The organism is Roseovarius salinarum (assembly GCF_002834145.1).
Taxonomy (GTDB): domain Bacteria; phylum Pseudomonadota; class Alphaproteobacteria; order Rhodobacterales; family Rhodobacteraceae; genus Roseovarius; species Roseovarius salinarum.
The window spans coordinates 554,602-573,310 of record NZ_PHNT01000001.1 but is presented as its reverse complement, the minus strand read 5'-3'; the positions used below and the strand labels follow the sequence as shown (position 1 = coordinate 573,310).

Annotated in this window: 21 protein-coding genes; 14 read left to right on the top strand and 7 right to left on the bottom strand. The window is 67.7% G+C overall.

What is annotated here, in order from left to right; genetic code table 11:
• Nucleotides 1-21: 21 nt before the first annotated feature.
• A complete protein-coding gene (sfsA, locus tag CEF10_RS02925; RefSeq protein WP_101065935.1) occupies nucleotides 22-741 on the bottom strand; it encodes a DNA/RNA nuclease SfsA in 720 nt (239 codons plus the stop codon).
• Nucleotides 742-790: 49 nt separating this feature from the next.
• On the opposite strand from sfsA, the gene CEF10_RS02920 reads away from it, so the two are divergent.
• From CEF10_RS02920 to CEF10_RS02905, 4 genes are read left to right on the top strand one after another with little or no spacing between them, the layout of a single operon-like run.
• Nucleotides 791-1,513: a competence/damage-inducible protein A gene (locus tag CEF10_RS02920; protein ID WP_101065933.1), complete on the top strand. Its 723-nt coding sequence runs from the start codon at nucleotides 791-793 to the stop codon at nucleotides 1,511-1,513.
• Nucleotides 1,510-2,229, top strand: coding sequence for a GNAT family N-acetyltransferase (locus CEF10_RS02915; protein WP_101065931.1), 720 nt, complete (start codon nucleotides 1,510-1,512; stop codon nucleotides 2,227-2,229). The genes CEF10_RS02920 and CEF10_RS02915 overlap by 4 nt, the downstream gene beginning before the upstream one ends.
• Nucleotides 2,226-2,813 carry a peroxidase-related enzyme gene (locus CEF10_RS02910; RefSeq protein WP_408638404.1) on the top strand — a complete coding sequence of 196 codons (588 nt, stop codon included), beginning with the start codon at nucleotides 2,226-2,228 and terminating at the stop codon, nucleotides 2,811-2,813. Before CEF10_RS02915 ends, CEF10_RS02910 begins: the two co-directional genes overlap by 4 nt.
• Nucleotides 2,788-3,753, top strand: coding sequence for an OmpA family protein (locus tag CEF10_RS02905; protein WP_232796377.1), 966 nt, complete (start codon nucleotides 2,788-2,790; stop codon nucleotides 3,751-3,753). Before CEF10_RS02910 ends, CEF10_RS02905 begins: the two co-directional genes overlap by 26 nt.
• Before the next feature lie 49 nt (nucleotides 3,754-3,802).
• Here the strand turns inward: CEF10_RS02905 and dacB are convergent, their stop codons facing one another.
• Nucleotides 3,803-5,293, bottom strand: a complete 1,491-nt coding sequence (dacB, locus tag CEF10_RS02900) for a D-alanyl-D-alanine carboxypeptidase/D-alanyl-D-alanine endopeptidase (protein ID WP_101065927.1) — start codon at nucleotides 5,291-5,293, stop codon at nucleotides 3,803-3,805.
• 57 nt (nucleotides 5,294-5,350) lie between these two features.
• The gene (locus tag CEF10_RS02895; protein WP_269801310.1) at nucleotides 5,351-5,968 is read right to left on the bottom strand and encodes a nicotinate-nucleotide adenylyltransferase; all 618 of its coding nucleotides are present in this window, start codon (nucleotides 5,966-5,968) and stop codon (nucleotides 5,351-5,353) included.
• 161 nt (nucleotides 5,969-6,129) lie between these two features.
• Here CEF10_RS02895 and ettA point away from each other — a divergent pair, with 161 nt between their 5' ends.
• From ettA to CEF10_RS02875, 5 genes are all read left to right on the top strand, one after another.
• Complete coding sequence (ettA, locus tag CEF10_RS02890; protein ID WP_101065922.1) at nucleotides 6,130-7,797, top strand: energy-dependent translational throttle protein EttA; 1,668 nt, start codon at nucleotides 6,130-6,132, stop codon at nucleotides 7,795-7,797.
• A 5-nt stretch (nucleotides 7,798-7,802) separates the two neighbouring features.
• Nucleotides 7,803-8,057 (top strand): hypothetical protein, encoded by a 255-nt coding sequence (locus CEF10_RS16815; protein WP_157932945.1) that lies wholly within the window; start codon nucleotides 7,803-7,805, stop codon nucleotides 8,055-8,057.
• Nucleotides 8,058-8,263: 206 nt separating this feature from the next.
• A complete protein-coding gene (locus CEF10_RS02885) occupies nucleotides 8,264-8,773 on the top strand; it encodes a ribosome modulation factor (RefSeq protein WP_101065920.1) in 510 nt (169 codons plus the stop codon).
• Nucleotides 8,774-9,045: 272 nt separating this feature from the next.
• Nucleotides 9,046-9,606 carry a L,D-transpeptidase gene (locus CEF10_RS02880; protein WP_198586135.1) on the top strand — a complete coding sequence of 187 codons (561 nt, stop codon included), beginning with the start codon at nucleotides 9,046-9,048 and terminating at the stop codon, nucleotides 9,604-9,606.
• A gap of 170 nt (nucleotides 9,607-9,776) precedes the next feature.
• Nucleotides 9,777-9,983 carry a cold-shock protein gene (locus CEF10_RS02875; protein WP_101065918.1) on the top strand — a complete coding sequence of 69 codons (207 nt, stop codon included), beginning with the start codon at nucleotides 9,777-9,779 and terminating at the stop codon, nucleotides 9,981-9,983.
• A 50-nt stretch (nucleotides 9,984-10,033) separates the two neighbouring features.
• Here the strand turns inward: CEF10_RS02875 and CEF10_RS02870 are convergent, their stop codons facing one another.
• Nucleotides 10,034-10,720, bottom strand: coding sequence for an arylesterase (locus CEF10_RS02870; protein ID WP_101065916.1), 687 nt, complete (start codon nucleotides 10,718-10,720; stop codon nucleotides 10,034-10,036).
• On the opposite strand from CEF10_RS02870, the gene CEF10_RS02865 reads away from it, so the two are divergent.
• The 4 genes from CEF10_RS02865 to CEF10_RS02850 all read left to right on the top strand — a co-directional run bounded on the left by CEF10_RS02865 (nucleotide 10,719) and on the right by CEF10_RS02850 (nucleotide 15,468).
• Entirely contained in the window at nucleotides 10,719-11,408 is a 690-nt protein-coding gene (locus CEF10_RS02865; protein ID WP_101065914.1) for an ABC transporter ATP-binding protein, read from the top strand. The two genes, CEF10_RS02870 and CEF10_RS02865, sit on opposite strands and share 2 nt — an antisense overlap.
• Nucleotides 11,405-13,924, top strand: a complete 2,520-nt coding sequence (locus tag CEF10_RS02860; RefSeq protein ID WP_101065912.1) for an ABC transporter permease — start codon at nucleotides 11,405-11,407, stop codon at nucleotides 13,922-13,924. The genes CEF10_RS02865 and CEF10_RS02860 overlap by 4 nt, the downstream gene beginning before the upstream one ends.
• A gap of 108 nt (nucleotides 13,925-14,032) precedes the next feature.
• Entirely contained in the window at nucleotides 14,033-14,485 is a 453-nt protein-coding gene (locus CEF10_RS02855) for a hypothetical protein (RefSeq protein ID WP_101065910.1), read from the top strand.
• Nucleotides 14,486-14,604: 119 nt separating this feature from the next.
• Nucleotides 14,605-15,468, top strand: a complete 864-nt coding sequence (locus tag CEF10_RS02850; protein ID WP_101065907.1) for an inositol monophosphatase family protein — start codon at nucleotides 14,605-14,607, stop codon at nucleotides 15,466-15,468.
• A 79-nt stretch (nucleotides 15,469-15,547) separates the two neighbouring features.
• Here CEF10_RS02850 and CEF10_RS02845 read toward each other — a convergent pair whose 3' ends face one another.
• Nucleotides 15,548-15,787 (bottom strand): hypothetical protein, encoded by a 240-nt coding sequence (locus tag CEF10_RS02845; RefSeq protein WP_101065905.1) that lies wholly within the window; start codon nucleotides 15,785-15,787, stop codon nucleotides 15,548-15,550.
• A 659-nt stretch (nucleotides 15,788-16,446) separates the two neighbouring features.
• The gene (locus CEF10_RS02835; RefSeq protein WP_232796376.1) at nucleotides 16,447-16,668 is read right to left on the bottom strand and encodes a hypothetical protein; all 222 of its coding nucleotides are present in this window, start codon (nucleotides 16,666-16,668) and stop codon (nucleotides 16,447-16,449) included.
• 215 nt (nucleotides 16,669-16,883) lie between these two features.
• Between CEF10_RS02835 and CEF10_RS16810 the strand changes: the two genes are divergently transcribed.
• A complete protein-coding gene (locus CEF10_RS16810; protein WP_157932944.1) occupies nucleotides 16,884-17,294 on the top strand; it encodes a hypothetical protein in 411 nt (136 codons plus the stop codon).
• A gap of 383 nt (nucleotides 17,295-17,677) precedes the next feature.
• Here the strand turns inward: CEF10_RS16810 and CEF10_RS02830 are convergent, their stop codons facing one another.
• On the bottom strand, nucleotides 17,678-18,637 hold the full coding sequence (locus CEF10_RS02830) for an IS1595 family transposase (RefSeq protein WP_101065901.1): 960 nt from the start codon (nucleotides 18,635-18,637) through the stop codon (nucleotides 17,678-17,680).
• Nucleotides 18,638-18,709: the final 72 nt, after the last annotated feature.

The following is an 18,709-nucleotide window of genomic DNA, read 5'->3' as shown; positions in this document are numbered from 1 at the left end:
CCGCAAGGGCCAGAGGCGCCGTCACCCCTCCGGCCCGGCCACGCGCAGCGGCAGCGGCACGCCGGGGCAGATCCCCGCCGTGTCGATGCGGGTGCCCAGCGCCAGCGGTTCCACGCCGCACGCCCGGGCATGCGCGAAGGCCGCAGCATAGCCGGGGTCGATGTCGGCCGCCAGTGTCACGGCGCATGCGTCGGTGCGCTGGACAAGGAACAGCATCACCGCCCGGTGCCCCTGCGCGGCCATGGCGGCCAGGTCGTCCAGGTGCCGCGCGCCGCGGGCGGTCACGGCATCGGGGAATTCGGCCAGCCCGGCGTGGCGGGAAAGGGTGACCGATTTCACCTCGACATAGGCGTCGGGCCGCCCGCCCCCGGACAGCAGGAAATCGACCCGGCTCTTCTCGCCATACCGCTGTTCGGGGCGCACCGTGTCGTAACCCGCCAGCGCGGGCACCCCGCCGGCGTCCAGCGCTTCGCGCACAACCCGGTTGGCCAGCCCGGTGTCGACACCGGTGAAATGGCCGGTGTCATGCTCCACCAGGCGCAGGCCGAATTTCAGCTTCTTGCGCGGGTCGTCGTTGGGTTCCAGCCAGACGCGCGTGCCCGGCTCGGCCAGACCCATCATCGAGCCCGGGTTGGCGCAATGCGCCGTCACCTCGCGCCCGTCGTCGAGCCGCACGTCGGCGAGGAAGCGTTTGTAGCGGCAGATCAGCCGCCCCGGCACCAGAGGGGTTTGAAAGCGCATGCGCCGGGGCCTATACCCGACCGCGACGGATGTTCAAGGAGGCCCGGCCATGCCCAACCCGACCGCCGCGATGCTGGTCATCGGCGACGAGATCCTTTCGGGCCGCACCCGCGAGGGCAACATGCATTACCTCGCCGGCGAACTGACCAAGGCCGGCATCGACCTGCGCGAGGCGCGCGTCGTCCCGGACGACGCCGATGCCATCGAAAGGGCAGTGCGTACCCTGTCGGGCGCGCACGACTGGCTGTTCACCTCCGGCGGCATCGGACCGACGCACGACGACATCACCGCCGATTGCGTGGCCCGCGCGCTGGGCCGGCCGATCGACGTGCGCGAGGACGCCCTCGCACGGCTGCAGGCCCACTACGACCGCATGGGCACCGAGTTGAACGAGGCCCGGCTGCGCATGGCGCGAATCCCCGAAGGCGCCACGCTGATCGACAACCCGGTCAGCGCCGCCCCCGGGTTCACGCTGGAGAACGTGCACGTCATGGCGGGCGTCCCGGCGATCTTCGAGGCGATGGTCGCCAGCGTTCTGCCGCAACTCACCGGGGGGGCGCCGCTGCTGTCGCAATCGTTGCGGATCGAACGTGGCGAGGGCGATATCGCCGGGCCGCTGGCCGATCTGGCGGACCGCTACCCGGACCTGTCGTTCGGCTCCTACCCCTACCAGAAGGACGGGGCGTTCGGCTCCAACGTGGTGGTGCGCGGCACCGACGGCGCACGGGTGGAGGCGGCGATGGCCGAACTCGCCGCAATGTTCGGCACATGACGCCCGCGCCGGGCCGGTTCCTTGCGGCGATGGCGGCGACATGGCCGCCTGCGTCACAGCGCCGCCTCGGCCCCTGGACCATCCGCGACGGCGCGGGCGGGGGGCAACGCGTGTCGGCCGCAACGGCCGAAGGCCCGGTCACCGCCGCCGACCTGCCTGCGGCAGAGGCCGCGATGCGGGACCTCGGGCAGCGGCCGCTGTTCATGGTGCGCGCGGGCGAGACGGCGCTCGACGCCCTGCTGGCCGGCGCGGGCCATGCGGTGGTCGACGCTGTGGATGTTCATGCCGCGCCGGTGGCGGATCTCGCCGCGCGGAAGCCGCCGCCCGTCACCGCCTTCACCATCTGGGAACCCCTGGCGGTCATGGTCGACATCTGGGAGGCGGGCGGCATCGGCGCGGCGCGCCGCGCGGTGATGGCACGCGCCCCCCACCCGAAAACGGGGATACTGGGCCGGATCGACGACAGCCCGGCCTGCGCGGGGTTCGTCGCGATCCATCAAGATGTCGCCGTGGTCCATGCGCTCGAGGTCACGCCGCGCAGCCGTCGCAAGGGCATGGGCGGGTATGCCATTCGGCAGGCCGCGATCTGGGCGCAGGAGCACGGCGCCACGCGTCTCGCCGCCGCCTGCACGCGGGACAACGCGGCCGCCCGTGCGCTCTACTCTTCCCTCGGCATGGGCATTGTGGAACACTACCACTACCGGCAAAAGCCATGAAGGACAGCACGATGCGCGACACCGAGCGGACAACCGCCCTCGACCTTCCCATGACGGACCCGCTGCCCGACGAGACCCGGACGTATTTCGACATCTGCGAGGAAAAGCTGGGCCTCGTGCCGAACGTTCTGAAGGCCTATGCCTTCGATATCGACAAGCTGAACGCTTTCACGGCAATGTACAACGACCTGATGCTGGCCGACAGCGGGCTGAGCAAGCTCGAACGCGAGATGATCGCCGTCGTCGTCTCGTCGATCAACCGCTGCTGGTACTGCCAGGTCGCCCACGGTGCAGCGGTGCGCGCGCTGTCGGGACGGCCCGAGCTGGGCGAAGCGATGGTCATGAACTGGCGCGTGGCGGATCTCGATTCGCGGGAGCGCGCGATGCTGGCTTTCGCGGAAAAGGTGACCGTGGAAAGCGCCAGGATCGAGGAGATCGACCGCGAGGCGCTGCGCCACGTCGGCTTCAGCGACCGCGACATCTGGGATATCGCCAATGTCGCGGGGTTCTTCAACATGACCAACCGGGTGGCCAGCGCCACGGGGATGCAGCCCAACGATGAGTATCACGCGCAGGCGCGCTGAGATGCGCGGGCTGCGGTTCGCCGCGGCCCTGCTTCTGGCCGGCATGGCAGCCCTGCCCGCAGCCGCCATGGAACTGCAGATGCCCGGCGAAGCCACGCTGACCCGCCAGATCGTGACCGGTCCGGACAGTTATCCGTTGCCCACCGGCGCCTTTTCCGACGGCACGCTGCCGACCCGCACGGTCGAGGGCGCGGTCGTGCGGCAGGCCTGGCGAATCGACGGGGACGGCATGACAACGCTGCAGATCCTGCGCCCCTTGCGCGATCAGCTGGACGAGATGGGGTTCTCTGTGGTGTTCGAATGCCAGGACGCGGGCTGCGGCGGCTTCGACTTCCGGTTCGGGGTGCAGGTGATCTCGGCGCCCGAGATGTTCGTCGACCTGTTCGATTTCCGGTTCCTGTCGGCGCGCCGCGGCACGGGCGAACAGGCCGAATATGTCACGCTGCTGGTCAGCCGGTCGGGCAACACCGGCTACGTCCAGCTTGTCCATGTCGGACCGGAAACGGCCGAGCCCCTGCCCGTCGCGCCCGCAGGGGTGGCACCCGCGCCCGATGCGACGGAGACGGCCGTCGCGCGCGCGCTCGAGGAGACCGGGCACGTCATCCTGTCGGACCTCGATTTCGGCACCGGGGCCACGGCGCTCGGGGACGGGCCGTTCGAATCGCTCGAGGCGTTGGCGAACTACCTGCGCAACAATCCCGATCGGCGTGTCGCCCTGGTCGGGCACACCGATTCGGTGGGCAGGCTGGAGGCCAACACCGAGCTTTCGCAGCGCCGGGCCGCCGCCGTTCTGGAACGGCTCGTTGCCGCCCACGACGTGCCGCGCGCCCAGCTCGACGCCCAGGGCGTGGCCTACCTGGCACCGGTGGCGCCCAACCTCACGCAGGCGGGCCGTGATGCCAACCGCCGGGTCGAGGCGGTGTTGCTCGACAGCGAGTGACGCGCACCGCGGCCGGGCCGGCGGGGGCGCATGGCAAGCGCCGCGCCGGTCAGCTGCCGTAAACCATGTTCCATCGCTCGATGAGCGCCTGTTGCAGATCCTTCGCGCGGCGGTTCCATCCGCGGGCACCGGGCGGCCGGCCGCGCGCGTCGCGGTCGATCCGCGACCGCCGGTCGGTGTCAGCCGCGAAGATCGCGAAGGCCATGACGCGCCCGTCCTCCGCTGTCATGTATCCCGCGAGCGAACTGACGAAATACAATGTCCCGGTCTTGGCCTCGACCTTGACGGGATGGCCCTTGTCGACCCGGCCGTTCTTGTCGCGCATCGGGATGTCCTTGAGGATCGGGCGCAACGTGCCGGACCGGTGCGCCCGCACCAGCGCCAGCGCCATGGACCGGGCGGACAGGCGCGAATCCTCGCCCAGGCCCGAATGATCGAGCAGGCGGGCATCGGTCATGCCCAGCTCCTCGGCCGCCCAGCGCGACATCGCCCGCGCCGAGGCACGCAGCGATCCGGCCTGCCCGGCGCGCGCCTGCGTGGCCGTGATGCCCACCAGTTCGGCCGTGAGGTTGTTGGAATATTTCAGCATGCCGTGCAGGATATCGCGCAGCGGCTGGCTCTTGCGGATGACAAGCGCCTTGCCCTGCGGCGCGCGCCGCGTCGGGCGGATACTGTCAAGCGCGATCCCGTGGGCACGCGCGAACGTGACAAAGACCTCGCCGGCATAGACATCGGGCTTGCGCACGGGCAGCCAGCGTGCCCCGCCCTGACCCAGCGCACCGCGCGCCACCGTCCAGCTGTCGTGGTCGCCGCCGTCGCTGTAAGTGTAGACCGGGTAGTTCCGATCGGCGACGGACATGCGGGACACGCGCACCTCGGGGCGGTACTTGCGAGAGCGCGCGTCGATGGTCACGCGGTAGCCGCCATCACCGCGGCGCCACTGGAAATGCACGCGGTTGTAGTTGAGGTTCAGCCCCGAGACCGTGGGGTTGTAGCCAACGTGCTCCGGCTGCTCGGCATCGATCATCGGCTCGAACGGCAGCGCCCCGCCCCAGACCTTGAAGTCGCCGCGCACCTCGCGCACGCCCGCCTTCTTCAGCCGCGCCGCCATGTCGGCCAGCGCGTCGGTATCGAGCGTCGGATCCCCGCCACCGGCCAGCACGAGGTCACCGCGCAGCACGCCGTTTTCCACCGGCCCTGTCGCGATCAGTCGCGTCTTGAACCGGTAGCTCGCGCCCAGCGCGTCAAGCGCATAAAGCGCGGTCACGGCCTTCGTCACGCTTGCCGGCGGCTGCGCGGCGTCGCCGGCCATTTCCTCGAGCAGCGCGCCATCGCGAACATCGGCCACCGCGTAGGCCACGCGCCCGCCAAGGCGCGCGCCGCGGATGAGCAGGCCCGCCCCCGGCGCCGCGCGGCCCCCGATTCCGGCCGGACGCACCTGCGGCCGCAACGAGACGGCCGGCGCACCGGCCTGCGCCGCGGCCGCCAGCCCCGACAGGCTGCCAGCCAGAAAAAACCGTCTGGAAAAGGCTTTCGTCATGGCGAGAGTAAACCGCACGATCGGCGCCCAGACAATGCGAATCCCGCCGCGTGGCGATCAAATTCGCCCCTCTGTGTCCCAGCGGCCTTCGCGCCGCAGCCGGGTCGAGGAGATCGCGACCATGGGGACGTTCACGAAGCACCACGCCGGCGCGCGGCACAGCGGCAGCTTCCGGCTTTGCGCCGCCGGCAGCCGCGCGCCCGAATAGATGCGTGCGGCCCGCGACGCGCGCGCCGAGATGCGGGCGCCCGGCCGTGCCAGCACGCCCACCGGCACGGTCTCGAGGATGGTCTGCCAGTCCTGCCAGCGGTCGAGCTGCGCCAGGTTGTCGGCCCCCATCAGCCAGACGAAGCGCACCCCGGGCCGCGCGGCGGTGAGTGCGGTCAGGGTTTCGGCGGTGAACCGCGTGCCGGCCTGCGCCTCGAAATCGGTGACGGCCACGCGGGGATGGTCCATCAGCGCGCGGGCGGCCGCCATCCGGCGCGCCAGCGGCGCAGGGCCCCGCGATTTCAGCGGGTTGCCGGGGCTGACCAGCCACCAGGCCCGGTCGAGGCAGAAACGCTTGAGCGCCTCGCGCGTGATGTGGACATGACCGGCGTGCGGCGGATCGAACGACCCGCCGAGAACCCCGACGGACATGCCCGGCCGGGTCAGCGGCAAGGAATACTGCGGCACGCGCGGCGACCTCCCTTTGCATGGCGACGGCCCGTCCAGCCGGCTGCGGCGGCACCTGGCCAGCCGCCCGCGCGGACCGCGCGGCCCGGGCCCCATTGCCCCTGACCGCGCGCGCCTATATCAGGGCCGGCAGGCTATGAACATCCTCTGGAGCGGCAAGAATGGCATCCTATCAGTACGTCTATCACATGCAGGGCGTCTCGAAGACCTACCCGGGCGGCAAGAAATGCTTCGAGAACATCAATCTCAGCTTCCTGCCGGGCGTGAAGATCGGCGTGGTGGGGCCGAACGGCGCGGGCAAGTCCACGCTGATGAAGATCATGGCCGGCCTCGACACGGATTTCACCGGCGAGGCCTGGGCGGCCGCCGGCGCCAAGGTGGGTTACCTGCCGCAGGAGCCCGAGCTTGACCCCGCGCTCGACGTGCGCGGCAACGTCATGCAGGGCGTGGCCGAAAAGCAGGCCAAGGTCGACCGCTTCAACGAGATCGCCATGAAGATCGCCGAGGACTACTCGGACGAGCTGATGGCCGAGATGACGGCGCTGCAGGACGAGATCGACAGCGCCAACCTCTGGGATCTCGACGCGCAGGTGGACGTCAGCATGGAAGCGCTGCGTTGCCCGCCGGACGATGCGCAGGTCGACCAGCTGTCGGGCGGGGAAAAGCGCCGCGTCGCGCTGTGCCGCCTGCTGCTCGAGGCGCCCGACATGCTGCTGCTCGACGAACCGACCAACCACCTGGATGCCGAGACGATCGCCTGGCTGCAACAGCACCTGATCGACTACAAGGGCACGATCCTGATCGTCACGCACGACCGGTACTTCCTCGACGACATCACCGGCTGGATCCTCGAGCTCGACCGCGGCCGCGGCATTCCCTACGAGGGCAACTATTCCAGCTGGCTGGAACAGAAGGCCAAGCGGCTGGAGCAGGAGGCGCGCGAGGACAAGTCGCGCCAGAAGACGCTGGAACGCGAACTGGAATGGATGCGCCAGGGCCAGAAGGCCCGGCAGGCCAAGCAGAAGGCCCGCATCAAGGCCTACGAGGAACTGGCCAACCAGTCCGAGCGCGAGAAGGTCGGCCGCGCCCAGATCGTCATCCCCAACGGGCCGCGGCTGGGGTCTAAGGTGATCGAGGTCGAGGGGCTTAAGAAGCACAAGGGCGACAAGCTGCTGATCGAGGACCTGTCGTTCTCGCTGCCGCCGGGCGGCATCGTGGGCGTGATCGGCCCCAACGGCGCGGGCAAGACGACGCTGTTCCGCATGCTCACCGGGCAGGAGGACCCCGACGCGGGCACCATCGAGTTCGGCGAAACGGTCGATCTCAGCTACGTCGACCAGACGCGCGATGCCCTGCCCGACGACAAGACCGTGTGGGAGGTGATCTCGGGTGGCAACGACATCATCAAGCTGGGCGACGCCGAGGTGAACAGCCGCGCCTACTGCTCGGCCTTCAACTTCAAGGGCGGCGACCAGCAGAAGAAGGTCAACCTGCTGTCGGGGGGCGAACGCAACCGCGTCCACATGGCCAGGCTGCTGAAATCGGGCGGCAACGTGCTGCTGCTGGACGAGCCCACCAACGACCTCGACGTGGAAACGCTGCGCGCGCTCGAGGACGCGCTGGAGACCTTCGCCGGCTGCGCCGTGGTCATCAGCCACGACCGGTTCTTCCTCGACCGGATCTGCACCCATATGCTCGCCTTCGAGGGCGACGCCCACGTCGAGTGGTTCGAGGGCAACTTCGAGGACTACGAGGAGGACAAGAAACGCCGGCTCGGGCCGGATGCGCTGGAGCCCACGCGGATGAAGTACAAGAAGTTCGCGAGGTGAACTTAATGAAATCTCGAGATATACATGAAGCGTTGGTTTATCTACAAAACCAAGGGATGACAAATGACCAGCTTAACGAGCTGCATCACAAAAGATCGAAAGAGTCATTTGGTAAGGCGCTCGGATACTGGTCTGTGGACCGGAACATGAGCCCAAAAAGCGAAGAATACGGTCAGCGCTTGCTATATGTGATGAAGCGCCATCAAGAAGGCGAACAGAGTTTTTCGCGCTTGATTACAGAATCTTGGCAACACGTCTGATCCACAACCAACCGTAGGATGGGCAATCCTGCCCACCACCCCTCACCACGCACGGGTGGCAAGATTGCCCACCCTACCCCGTGCGGCTGGCGCCCCCGCCACGACACGCCGCCGGATCGGCTGACCCGCCAACCATGCCACCCCCGGCCCTTTACCCCGCGGCGCGGGCCGCCTAGCCTCGGGCCACCGGCAGCCGAGGGCCAGCGATGTTCGAGAACGACTATCCCCTGCTCAGCACCCCCAGCCTGATGGCGCTGATCCTGCATGCGGCGCAGGACGGCCCGGTCACGCTCGACGGCTGCGCGGCGCGGCTGGACGCGCTGTTCGCCCGCGCGGGCGAGCCCCCGGCGCTGACAGGGGCCGAGCGGCGCGATCTTCTGGCCGACCGCCTGCGCGAGCTCGAGGTCGCCCGGCTGCTGGAGCGCGGCGACGACGGCGCTTGGCACCTGACCGGGCGCGGGCAGAGCGCGCTGCGCGACCACCCCGAGGGCGTGGACTGGTCGGTTCTCACCGGCTACCCGGAATTCGCCGAGCACCTGCGCGCCCGCACCCCGCAGCCCGCCGGCATGGACCCGCGCGCGGCGAGCTACGACCAGGGGTTCGTCGCCCGGCTTCAGGGCGAACCCTTCACCGCCAACCCGTATCCGCCGTCCACCGCCGATCACCTGTCGTGGGAAAACGGCTGGATGCAGGCGCTCGACCGCGGGGCGCAGTAGCGCAGCGGCCCTTTCACGTCCGCTCACAAGGGTTTCAGCCCCCTTGGCAGCGGCGGGCGTGGCGCCCCATCTCGATGGCAAGGAGGAAAGGAGACCGCCATGCCATCGCAACACCAGAACCCGCTCGCCCCGCGCCCGGCCCACGCCGCGCCGCCGCGGCGGCAACGCCCCGCCCGGTTCCGCGACTGGGCCGCACTGTGACCGCCGGGTCCGGCTTGCATTCGCCCGCCCCGGTGGCAAGGTGATCGCGCGCCATGCAGGAGAGACACCGCATGATCGACCGCCGCCGATTCCTGACCTGCACGCTTGCCGCCGCGGCGCTGGGGGCCGCTGCCCCGGCACGGGGCTTCGAGCTCGAACCGAAGTTCCGCCCCCGGAACGTGGGCATGAGCGCGCGCTTCGGGCAGGGTGAGCTTCTGGTCGTGCCGCGGGCGCATTTCCTGTATTTCGTCACCGCACCGGGCCGCGCGATCCGCTACGGCGTGGGCGTGGGCCGCGCCGGGCTGCAGTTCACCGGGACCGCGACGATCCAGGTCAAGAAGAAATGGCCCACCTGGCGGCCCACCGACGAAATGATCGCGCGCGCGCCGGAAGAATATGCGAGGTTCAAGGGCAACGACTACGTCCAGCCGGGCGGGCCCGACAACCCGCTTGGCGCCCGCGCGCTCTACCTGTTCCAGAACGGGGTGGACACCTATTTCCGCATCCACGGCACCAACGCGCCGGAAACCATCGGCCGGTCGGTATCCAACGGCTGCATCCGGATGCTCAACGACCACGTCCGCGACCTGTACGAACGGGTGCCCATCGGCACCAAGGTCACGGTGATCTGACAGGGCGGCCACGGAATTTTCTTGCATAACCCCTGCCGCGTCCGCATATAGGCAGTGCGACGTTACACTATCGACCATCTGCTCCGTTACGACCGGCACAGTACCTCGATCTAGACAGCGCCGGGCTGCCGCAATTCCGCGGGCAGCGAAACAACGTAAGGAGAAAGCGGATGGCTACTGGCACCGTGAAATGGTTCAACGCAACGAAGGGCTACGGCTTCATCGCGCCCGAGGACGGCGGCAAGGACGTGTTCGTGCACATCTCGGCCGTCGAGCGTGCGGGTCTGACCGGCCTCGCCGACAACCAGAAGGTCACCTTCGACGTCGAATCCGGCCGCGATGGTCGTTCCTCGGCAGCGAACATCGCGCTGGCCTGACCGGCCGCGCAAGCGATGACCGGAAGGGGCCCCGACGTGGGCCCCTTTTTTCATTCCGGCGCGCGGGCCCGTTCGATCAGGGCGCGCACCTTCGGCCCCATCGCCGCGACGATGCGCGCCACGCCCCGCGCGTTCGGGTGAATGCCGTCGGGCTGGAAAAACGCCTGCATCGCCCGCGGCTCGTCCGTCGGCAGGCCCTTGAAGAAATTCTCGTGGTAAAGTGTACCGAACCGGTCCGCCAGTTCCGGGTACATCGCGTCGAAGGCCGCCTTGTAGTCGGCCCCGTAGTTGCCCGGCGCCTCCATGCCCACAAGCAGCATGGCAACGCCGTGATCGCGGCCGGCCTGCAGGATCTCGCGCAGGTTGGCGCGGCTGACCGCCGGGTCGATGCCGCGCAACATGTCGTTGCCGCCCAGTGCAACGATCATCGCGTCGACCTCATCGGTCAGGCTCCAGTCCACGCGGGCGGCACCGCCGGCGGTCGTGTCGCCCGACACGCCGGCATTGACGATCTTCGCCTCGACCCCGCGGTCGTCGAGCCAGCCCTGAAGCCGCGGCACGAAGCCCTCTTCGCGCGGGAGGCCGTAGCCCTGCGTGAGGCTGTCGCCCAGCGCCACCACCGTCACCGGCCCCGCCCAGAGCGGCGCGGCCAGCAAAAGAAACGCCGCGGCCACCTTGCCGCGCAGCAGGGCGGGCCCATATGCTGACCAACCCATTGCGATCAGGCGCCAAAACATGACGAGCCCCCTTCTTTCCATGGACCGCGCCGCGCTGGCGCTCGACGGCAACGCCGGCCGCGTCGAGATACTTAACGGGATCACCCTCGATGTCCACCGGGGCGAGACGCTGGGCCTTGTCGGGCCGTCGGGCTCGGGCAAGTCCTCGGCGCTGATGCTGATGGGCGGACTGGAGCGCGCCACCGGCGGCACGGTGCAGGTGCTGGGCCATGACCTTGGAGAGATGGACGAGGATTCGCTCGCGCGGCTGCGGCGGGACCACATCGGGGTTGTTTTCCAGTCCTTCCACCTGATCCCCACCATGACCGCGCTGGAAAACGTGGCCACGCCGCTGGAGCTGGCCGGCCACCGCGATGCCTTCGACCGGGCGGCGGCGGAGCTCGACGCGGTGGGGCTTGCGGCACGGGCCGCGCATTACCCGTCGCAGCTGTCGGGCGGCGAACAGCAGCGGGTGGCGCTGGCGCGCGCCGCGGCGCCGCGCCCCGACCTCGTGCTGGCCGATGAACCCACCGGCAACCTCGACAGCGCGACCGGGGCCACGATCATCGACCTTCTGTTCGACCTGCGCCGGCGCCACGGCTCGACCCTCGTTCTGGTGACCCACGCGCCCGATCTCGCCGCCCGTTGCGACCGCGTGGTGGAACTGCACGACGGGCGGCTGGCCAAAGGCGCGGAGGCCGCGGAATGAAACTGCCCCTGGCCGCCCGTCTGGCCGGCCGCGAGTTGCGGGGCGGCCTGCGGGGCTTCGGCATCTTCCTTGGCTGCGTGATCCTGGGCGTGGCGGCCATCGCCGCCGTGGGCACGGTGCGCGAAAGCATCGCGCGCGGGCTTGCCGCCGAGGGCGCGGCGCTGCTGGGCGGTGACGCCGAACTGACCTTCACCTACCGCTTCGCCGAGGCCGCGGAACGGGCATGGATGGAGGAGACCGCCAACAGGGTCTCCGAGGTGGTCGAGTTCCGCTCCATGGCGGTGGCCGGCGACGACGCGCGCGGGCTGACGCAGGTGAAGGCCGTCGATGACGCCTATCCCCTGCTGGGCAGGGTCCGGCTGGACCCGGACATGCCGCTGGACACGGCCCTGGCCGGCCGGGACGACCTGCCCGGCGCCGTGATGGACCCGGCGCTGGTCGAGCGGCTGGCGCTCGAGGTCGGCGAAACCTTCCGCCTTGGCGAGCAGTCCTTCCGGCTGACGGCCGAGCTGCGCCACGAACCCGACGACGCGGCGGGCGGTTTCGGGCTGGGGCCACGCACGATCGTGCGGACGAAGGCGCTTGACGGCTCAGGCCTGCTGGCGCCCGGCACGCTGTTCTCGACGAAATACAGGCTTGAACTGCCAGAGGGCACGGACCTCGGCGCATTGCAGCGCGCCGCCGAGGACCGGTTCCGCGACAGCGGCATGCGCTGGCGCGACGCGCGCAACGGCGCGCCCGGGGTGGCCGAGTTCGTGGACCGGCTGGGGTCCTTCCTCGTGCTCGTCGGGTTGTCCGGGCTCGCGGTGGGCGGTGTCGGCATCTTCGCGGCCGTGCGCGCGTATCTCGCCGCCAAGACCGAGGTGATCGCCACCCTGCGCACGCTGGGCGCCGGGCGCGGCACGGTTTTCGCCACCTATTTCATCCAGACCGGCATCATGGGCCTTGCCGGGCTGACGGCCGGTCTGGCGCTGGGCGGCGCGCTGCCCGTCGTGCTCGCACCGCTGATCGAGGCGCGGCTGCCCGTGCCCGCGCGCTTCGCGCTCCACCCCGGCCCGCTGGCCGAGGCCGCGGCCTACGGCACGCTCGCGGTGCTGATCTCCACGCTCTGGCCGTTGGCGCGCGCGCAGGACGTCCGCGCCGCCGCGCTGTTCCGCGATGCGATGGCCGGCGTTCCCGGCGTGCCGCGTTGGCCCTGGCGGGCGCTCACCTTCGCGCTTGTCGCGGCCCTGCTGGCGCTGGCGGTCTGGTTCTCGGGCAACCTTGCCCTCACGCTCTGGACGGCGGGCGGGATCGCCGGTGCGCTGGTTCTGCTGGCGCTGGCCGCCACCGCCGTGCGCCGGGTGTCGCGCGCCCTGCGCCCGCTGTCGCGCCGCCGCCCCGCGCTGGCGTGGGCGCTGGCGGCGATCGGCGGGCCGGGCAACGCGACGGCACCGGCCGTGCTGTCGCTGGGACTGGGGCTTTCGGTGCTGGCGGCCGTGGGCCAGATCGACGGCAACCTGCGCCGCGCCATCGCGGCTGATTTGCCCGAAAAGGCGCCGACGTTCTTCTTCCTCGACCTGCAGAAGAACCAGATGGACGGCTTCCGCGACCGGCTGCAAGGCGACCCGGCCGTCAGCCGGATCGAAAGCGCGCCGATGCTGCGCGGGATCATCACGCAGATCAACGGCCGGGCCGCGCGCGAGGTCGCCGGCGACCACTGGGTCCTGCAAGGCGACAGGGGCGTGACCTACGCCGGCACCAAGCCCGAAACCACCCGGATCGTGGCGGGCGACTGGTGGGGGCCGGGATATGCCGGGCATCCACAGGTCAGCTTCGCCGCCGAGGAGGCGCGCGAGATGGGGCTTGCCCTTGGCGACGAGATCACCGTGAACATCCTGGGCCGTGACATCACCGCGGAGCTGACCAGCCTGCGCGAGGTCGATTTCTCGACCGCCTCGATGGGCTTCATCATGGCCATGAACCCCGCCGCGCTGGAAGGCGCCCCGCACAGCTTCATCGCCACGGTCTACGCCGATGACGGGGCCGCGGGCGCGATCCTTCGCGATGTGACGGACATGTTCCCGAACGTCACCGCAATCCGGGTGGGCGACGCCATCGACCGGGTCTCGGACCTTCTGGCGGGGCTGGCCGCGGCCACGGCCTGGGGCGCGGCGGCCACGCTGCTGACCGGTTTCCTCGTGCTCATCGGCGCGGCCGCCGCCGACCAGCGCGCGCGCAGTTACGAGGCGGCAATCCTGAAGACCCTCGGTGCCACCCGCGCGCGCATCCTCTCCGGGCTTGCCCTGCGCTCGGGCCTTCTCGGCATGGCGGCGGGGCTGGTGGCCCTCGGCGCGGGCCTTGCCGGCGGCTGGGCCGTCAGCCACTACGTGATGGAAACCGGCTTCGAAATCGCCTGGGGCCCGGCGGTGCTGGTCGTCGCGGGCGGGGCGACGATCAGCCTTCTGGCCGGGCTCGCCTTTGCCTGGGGGCCCATCTCGGCGCGCCCCGCGCGGGTGCTCAGGGCACAGGACTAGGGCTGGCCCGCCCCCTCCATTTGGGGGGTGCCGGGCTGCCCCCATGCCACGATGCAGAGGGCTCAACCCTTCCTGTGCGACCGGAGCAGAAAAATGCAAGCATCCCCTTTGAAACCCGCCCTCCTGGCGCTCGGCCTGTTCTGCGCCGGCCAGGCCACCGCCCAGGCCCAAACCGGTGGCACGCAGGTCTTTGCCTGCAACCACAGTCCCGTGGGCTGCTACGTGACGACCCATTCCGACCGGGTCACCAAGTCGGTACATTTCTACAATGACGGCTACCGCAGCTGCGGCGTGCGGATCACCAATTGCAATAACGGCAAATGCGGCTCCTTCACCCGAAAGCTGCAGCGCGGCACATATTACAACGGCCAGAATTACTGGTTCGCCAGCAAATCCTACAGTTCCGTCAACCAGCAATACACCTTCACCTTCTCCGGGCGCCACCTGGGCGGCGGCGTCCGCGAGCACATGAAGTTCCACATCAAGAACTACGACCCCGACACCCACAAGAAACGGGGCACGATCACGTCCTATTTCAGGGCCTCCCCCGGGGGCTGCTGAAAGCGGCCGGCATTCGGCGCCTCCCGGCCGGCCCGGCAGGCTGCGGCCCGGAGGCGCGTTGATTCCGCCGGGCCATCATGGAACCCCTTGGGCCAACCCCGACACCAAGGGAATCGCCCATGCCCGACAGCCTGCCCATCCCCCTGACCGCACCGCTGAGCCGGGCGCAGGAAACCGCGCTGATCAATCTCGTGCGCCGCGCCGCGCGGGCCGAGATCATGCCGCGGTTCCGCAACCTCGGCCACGCCGACATCTCGGCCAAGTCCTCGGCCCAGGACCTGGTGACGGAAGCCGACCACGCCGCCGAGGCCATGCTGGCGCGCGGCGTGCAACGGATGCTGCCGCACGCATTGGTCGTGGGCGAGGAAGCCGTGGCCGGCCGCGCGGCCCTGCGCGACGAGATCGCCGCCGCCGAGCTCGCCGTCGTCATCGACCCGCTGGACGGCACGTGGAACTTCGCCCACGGGCTGCCGCTGTTCGGGGTGATCGTGGCGATCACTCGGTTCGGCCGGCCGGTGTTCGGGTTGCTTTACGACCCGGTGATCGACGACTGGATCGTCGCGCGCGAGGGCGAGCGGACACACCTGGCACGGACCGGCGGGGCGGAACGGCCGCTGCGCATGGGCGGTGGCGGCGCGCTGCGCGACCTGTCGGGTTTCATCCATCTTTACCTGCTGCCCGAGGACAAGCGCGCCGCCATGGCCGCCGCCCTGCCCGAGTTCGCCCGCACAAGCATGCTGCGCTGTTCGTGCCACGAATATCGCACGCTGGCGCAGGGGGGCATGGATTTCTGCCTGTCGGGCGTTCTGAACCCCTGGGACCACGCCGCCGGCGTGCTGGCCTGCCGGCAGGCGGGTGGCGTGGCACGGCTGATGGACGGGCGCGACTACGACGCCGGCGTGACCGAGGGCTACCTGCTGACGGCCCCGGACGAGGACAGCTGGCAGCGCCTGCGCGACCGCTTCGCCTTTCTTCTGGAATGACCGACTGCCCGGCGGCGAACCCAGACCTTCTTGCAAAAAAGGGCGATTGTATATTTGACAAACCCGCGCTCTGATTTGCTCAGGCGGAAGGCCGAAAGCGCCAAAGGTCGAGCATGTCAAAAGCGGCGTCTAGCGATGCCACGCGGGCTAGAACCTTGATACCTCGGCCCTTGTTGCCGTCTTTGGTCTCAAACAGGAAGTAGCCCCCAAAACCAAGGTGTTCCGCCTGGCTGTCTATGATGGACTGACGCGACAGTTCTGCGATATGGATTGACCTATAGTTGTCAATTTTTGCAGTTCCGAGGAAACCCTCTATCATGGCTCGCTCCCCTTCAAGCCCACGCGTTTCTGCGAACGAACTTGCTCTGTATATGGTTTCGTCTGACACGGCCCGAATGGGCATCATCAGACGAGCAGCAGAACCGCAGACTTATGTCATCACACGCTATAAGGACGTGCGTCCCCCAGTGCGGTCATTTCTAGCCGACATGCAGCGGCGCGTGAATCCCCTAAATGACGCGGAAACAATGTTTGAACAGAGGGCAGAAGACCCCGCAGAAAGCGACCTGAGGCAGGATGATGCGCGTCAGTCGATCGAAGTCATCCGCGCAATAAGGGGCATGTCAAACCAACTTGCAAGCTACCAGTTCGTAGAAGCCCCGCACTCGCAGCCAAAGCTTGTGATCGCTGGCGTGGAAATTTCGGTTCGAGCAGACTTATGGGTGCACGGCAGGCGGCAAGGCGTGGACCAAATAGGCGGCGCCCTCTTGCGAATGTCTCAAGATGATGGCGCTCGCAGAGGGGACATGGGACGTTACGTGGCCACCTTGATGCGAATGCATCTTGACCAAAACAACCCCACAAATCGCGAACCTACCAACCGGCTATGCCTTGCGATTGACGTAAGGCACGGTCAGGTGTTCCCCGCTCCAAGTGCCAGCACAAGGCGCATGAGCGACATGGAGGCCGCCTGCCGGACTATTCACGCCCTTTGGGGGCAGGCTTAACTTTCTTCTTCACGAGCTTCTTCAGCTTTTCCTCAAACCGCTCTTCGTCGTCGTCCGTCTCTAGCTGGCGGGCGGCTTCCTTGAACTTGTCGAGTTGGGATTGAGGGTCGTCTGATTCGACCCCGGTTTTGGATTCTTCCCCATCCGTCAACTCGTTTTCATGGCCGTTTTGCTTTCTGTAGTTTGCAACCATTTGATTACGCTCCAACTTTCCCGCGTTTATTGAATAACGCGCTGCGCTCTTGACGCTCAGAGCCGCACAGCCCACTATAAATCGTATCGGTGGCTTTGCCACCCACAACATAGGCCCCGTGGCGGAACGGTAGACGCAACCGTCTTTAAAACGGTCACCCCTCCAAGGTATGCGGGTTCAAATCCCGCCGGGGCCACCACACACAGGAGGACGCCATGCCGCGCCCATCTATTACAGACCTGCGGTCTCGGCTTGAAGAAATCAAGCAGGAGATCGCCAAGCACCAGCTTGAGATCGACAAACTCAAAGCGAAAGAGGAGATGCTCTTGGAGCTTCTTGACGAGGTCCCTGCACCTGCTGCGGCCAGGGCCAAAAAGGGAAGCGTCAAAACTACAGTCTTAGAGCTTCTTGAAGAAGCCGGCCCCAGCGGTCTGAACGCTATCAAAGCCGTAGAAATGGCGGCACAGAGAGGGGTTTCGCTAGAGCGTGGCTCCGTGTCTAGCCTCCTGTCGCGCTTGAAGGGCGACGGCGTTGTTTCTCATGACGGGCACGCTTACCGCCTAAACGAACATTCCGAAAAACAGGGTGGCACTGTTCACCCTCTCCAACCCCGGGTAGCACCATGAGGTAGCTGCTGAGAGGGTCCGCCCCCCCCAGTCTATCAGCCGTAGGAAGCCGACTAGGGGGGCGGCACACGTCCATAAAGGAGATTTCCCCATGGACAACTTGACTGACGACAAGAAAGTCGTCTCCCGGCCCTACATCACGACCAAAGATGGTCGCAGAATTTGGGCCAAGTGGTATGGCAAAAAGGCGTTCCGGATAGAACTCTGAATCCATACCCTTTTAACTTGGAGGGAGTGGCAATGCCGCTCCCTCTTTGCGTGGTAGGCGCAACCGGCGAACCGGACCCCTCCAAGGATTTGTGCCACCACGCCCTATCATATAATCGCTTTTCATCTGCGGTGAAGCGTTTGCTGACGCACTCGACGTGGCGTGAATCAGAGGTCTAGCTTGCGTATGTCAGTCGCTTGCCAACTACACCGCGCAACGCGATCTCGCCCCGCTCCGCGTCCTCAATGCCATTGGCGGAGCGGTTATTGTAACGGAAATCGAACTCCGCTGCGTAGCGGTGCAGGTGCTTCTTGGCACAGTGCTGGTAAACGCCCTTCATGCCGCGCTTGAAGATGCTGTAGAAGCCTTCGACGGTGTTGGTGTGAACCTCGCGATCCTCGCGGCGCACATACTCACCGGCACTGTGGTTGACCCAATCGTGACCGGCGAAATCCGGGCTGGCGGCAAGGCCCTGATACTGGCGCGCGTCGTCGGTCAGAACGAAAGCCTCCTTGGCGATGTTCTCGCGCAGGATCGGAACGAGGGTGGATTTCTTGAGGTCGTCAACGACAACACTCTTGGCGCGCTTGGCATCGCGGTCAACGAGGGTAAGCACCTTCATCTTGTGAGCGCCGCCACGGGCGTTCTTTGCCTTGGTGACGCCCGGCTCCTTGCCGATGAACGTCTCGTCAACCTCGACCGAGCCGCCATTGCCGCCAAACGGGGCCAGCGCACCATCGCGCATACACTCGCGGATGCGATGCGCCATGAACCACGCGCTCTTGTGGGTGATTTCCAGCACGCGGTGCAGTTGGTGCGCACTGATACCCTTCTTGCTGGACACCATCAGGTGAATGGCTTGCAGCCACTTGTGCATGGGGATGTGGCTTTCCTCGAAGATGGTGCCCTTGCGCACCGTGAACTGCTTGCGGCACTCGCGGCACTTCCACAGGCCGTGACGCTCGACGCCCTCGGGGTTCTTCTTGCTCGGCTTGGAGCGGACACCCTCAAGACGATAGGCACGGTCCACCACGCCGCAATGGGGGCAAACCGGACCCTCGGGCCAGATGATGCTCTCGACATGCGCAAAGGCTGCGGCTTCGTCGTGCATATACGGTTTGCTCAGAACGGACATCGCGGCTTTCCCTAACTGCTTAACTCCAATATAGGAATCTCAGTTGGGTTTGTCAAATATACAATCGCCCAA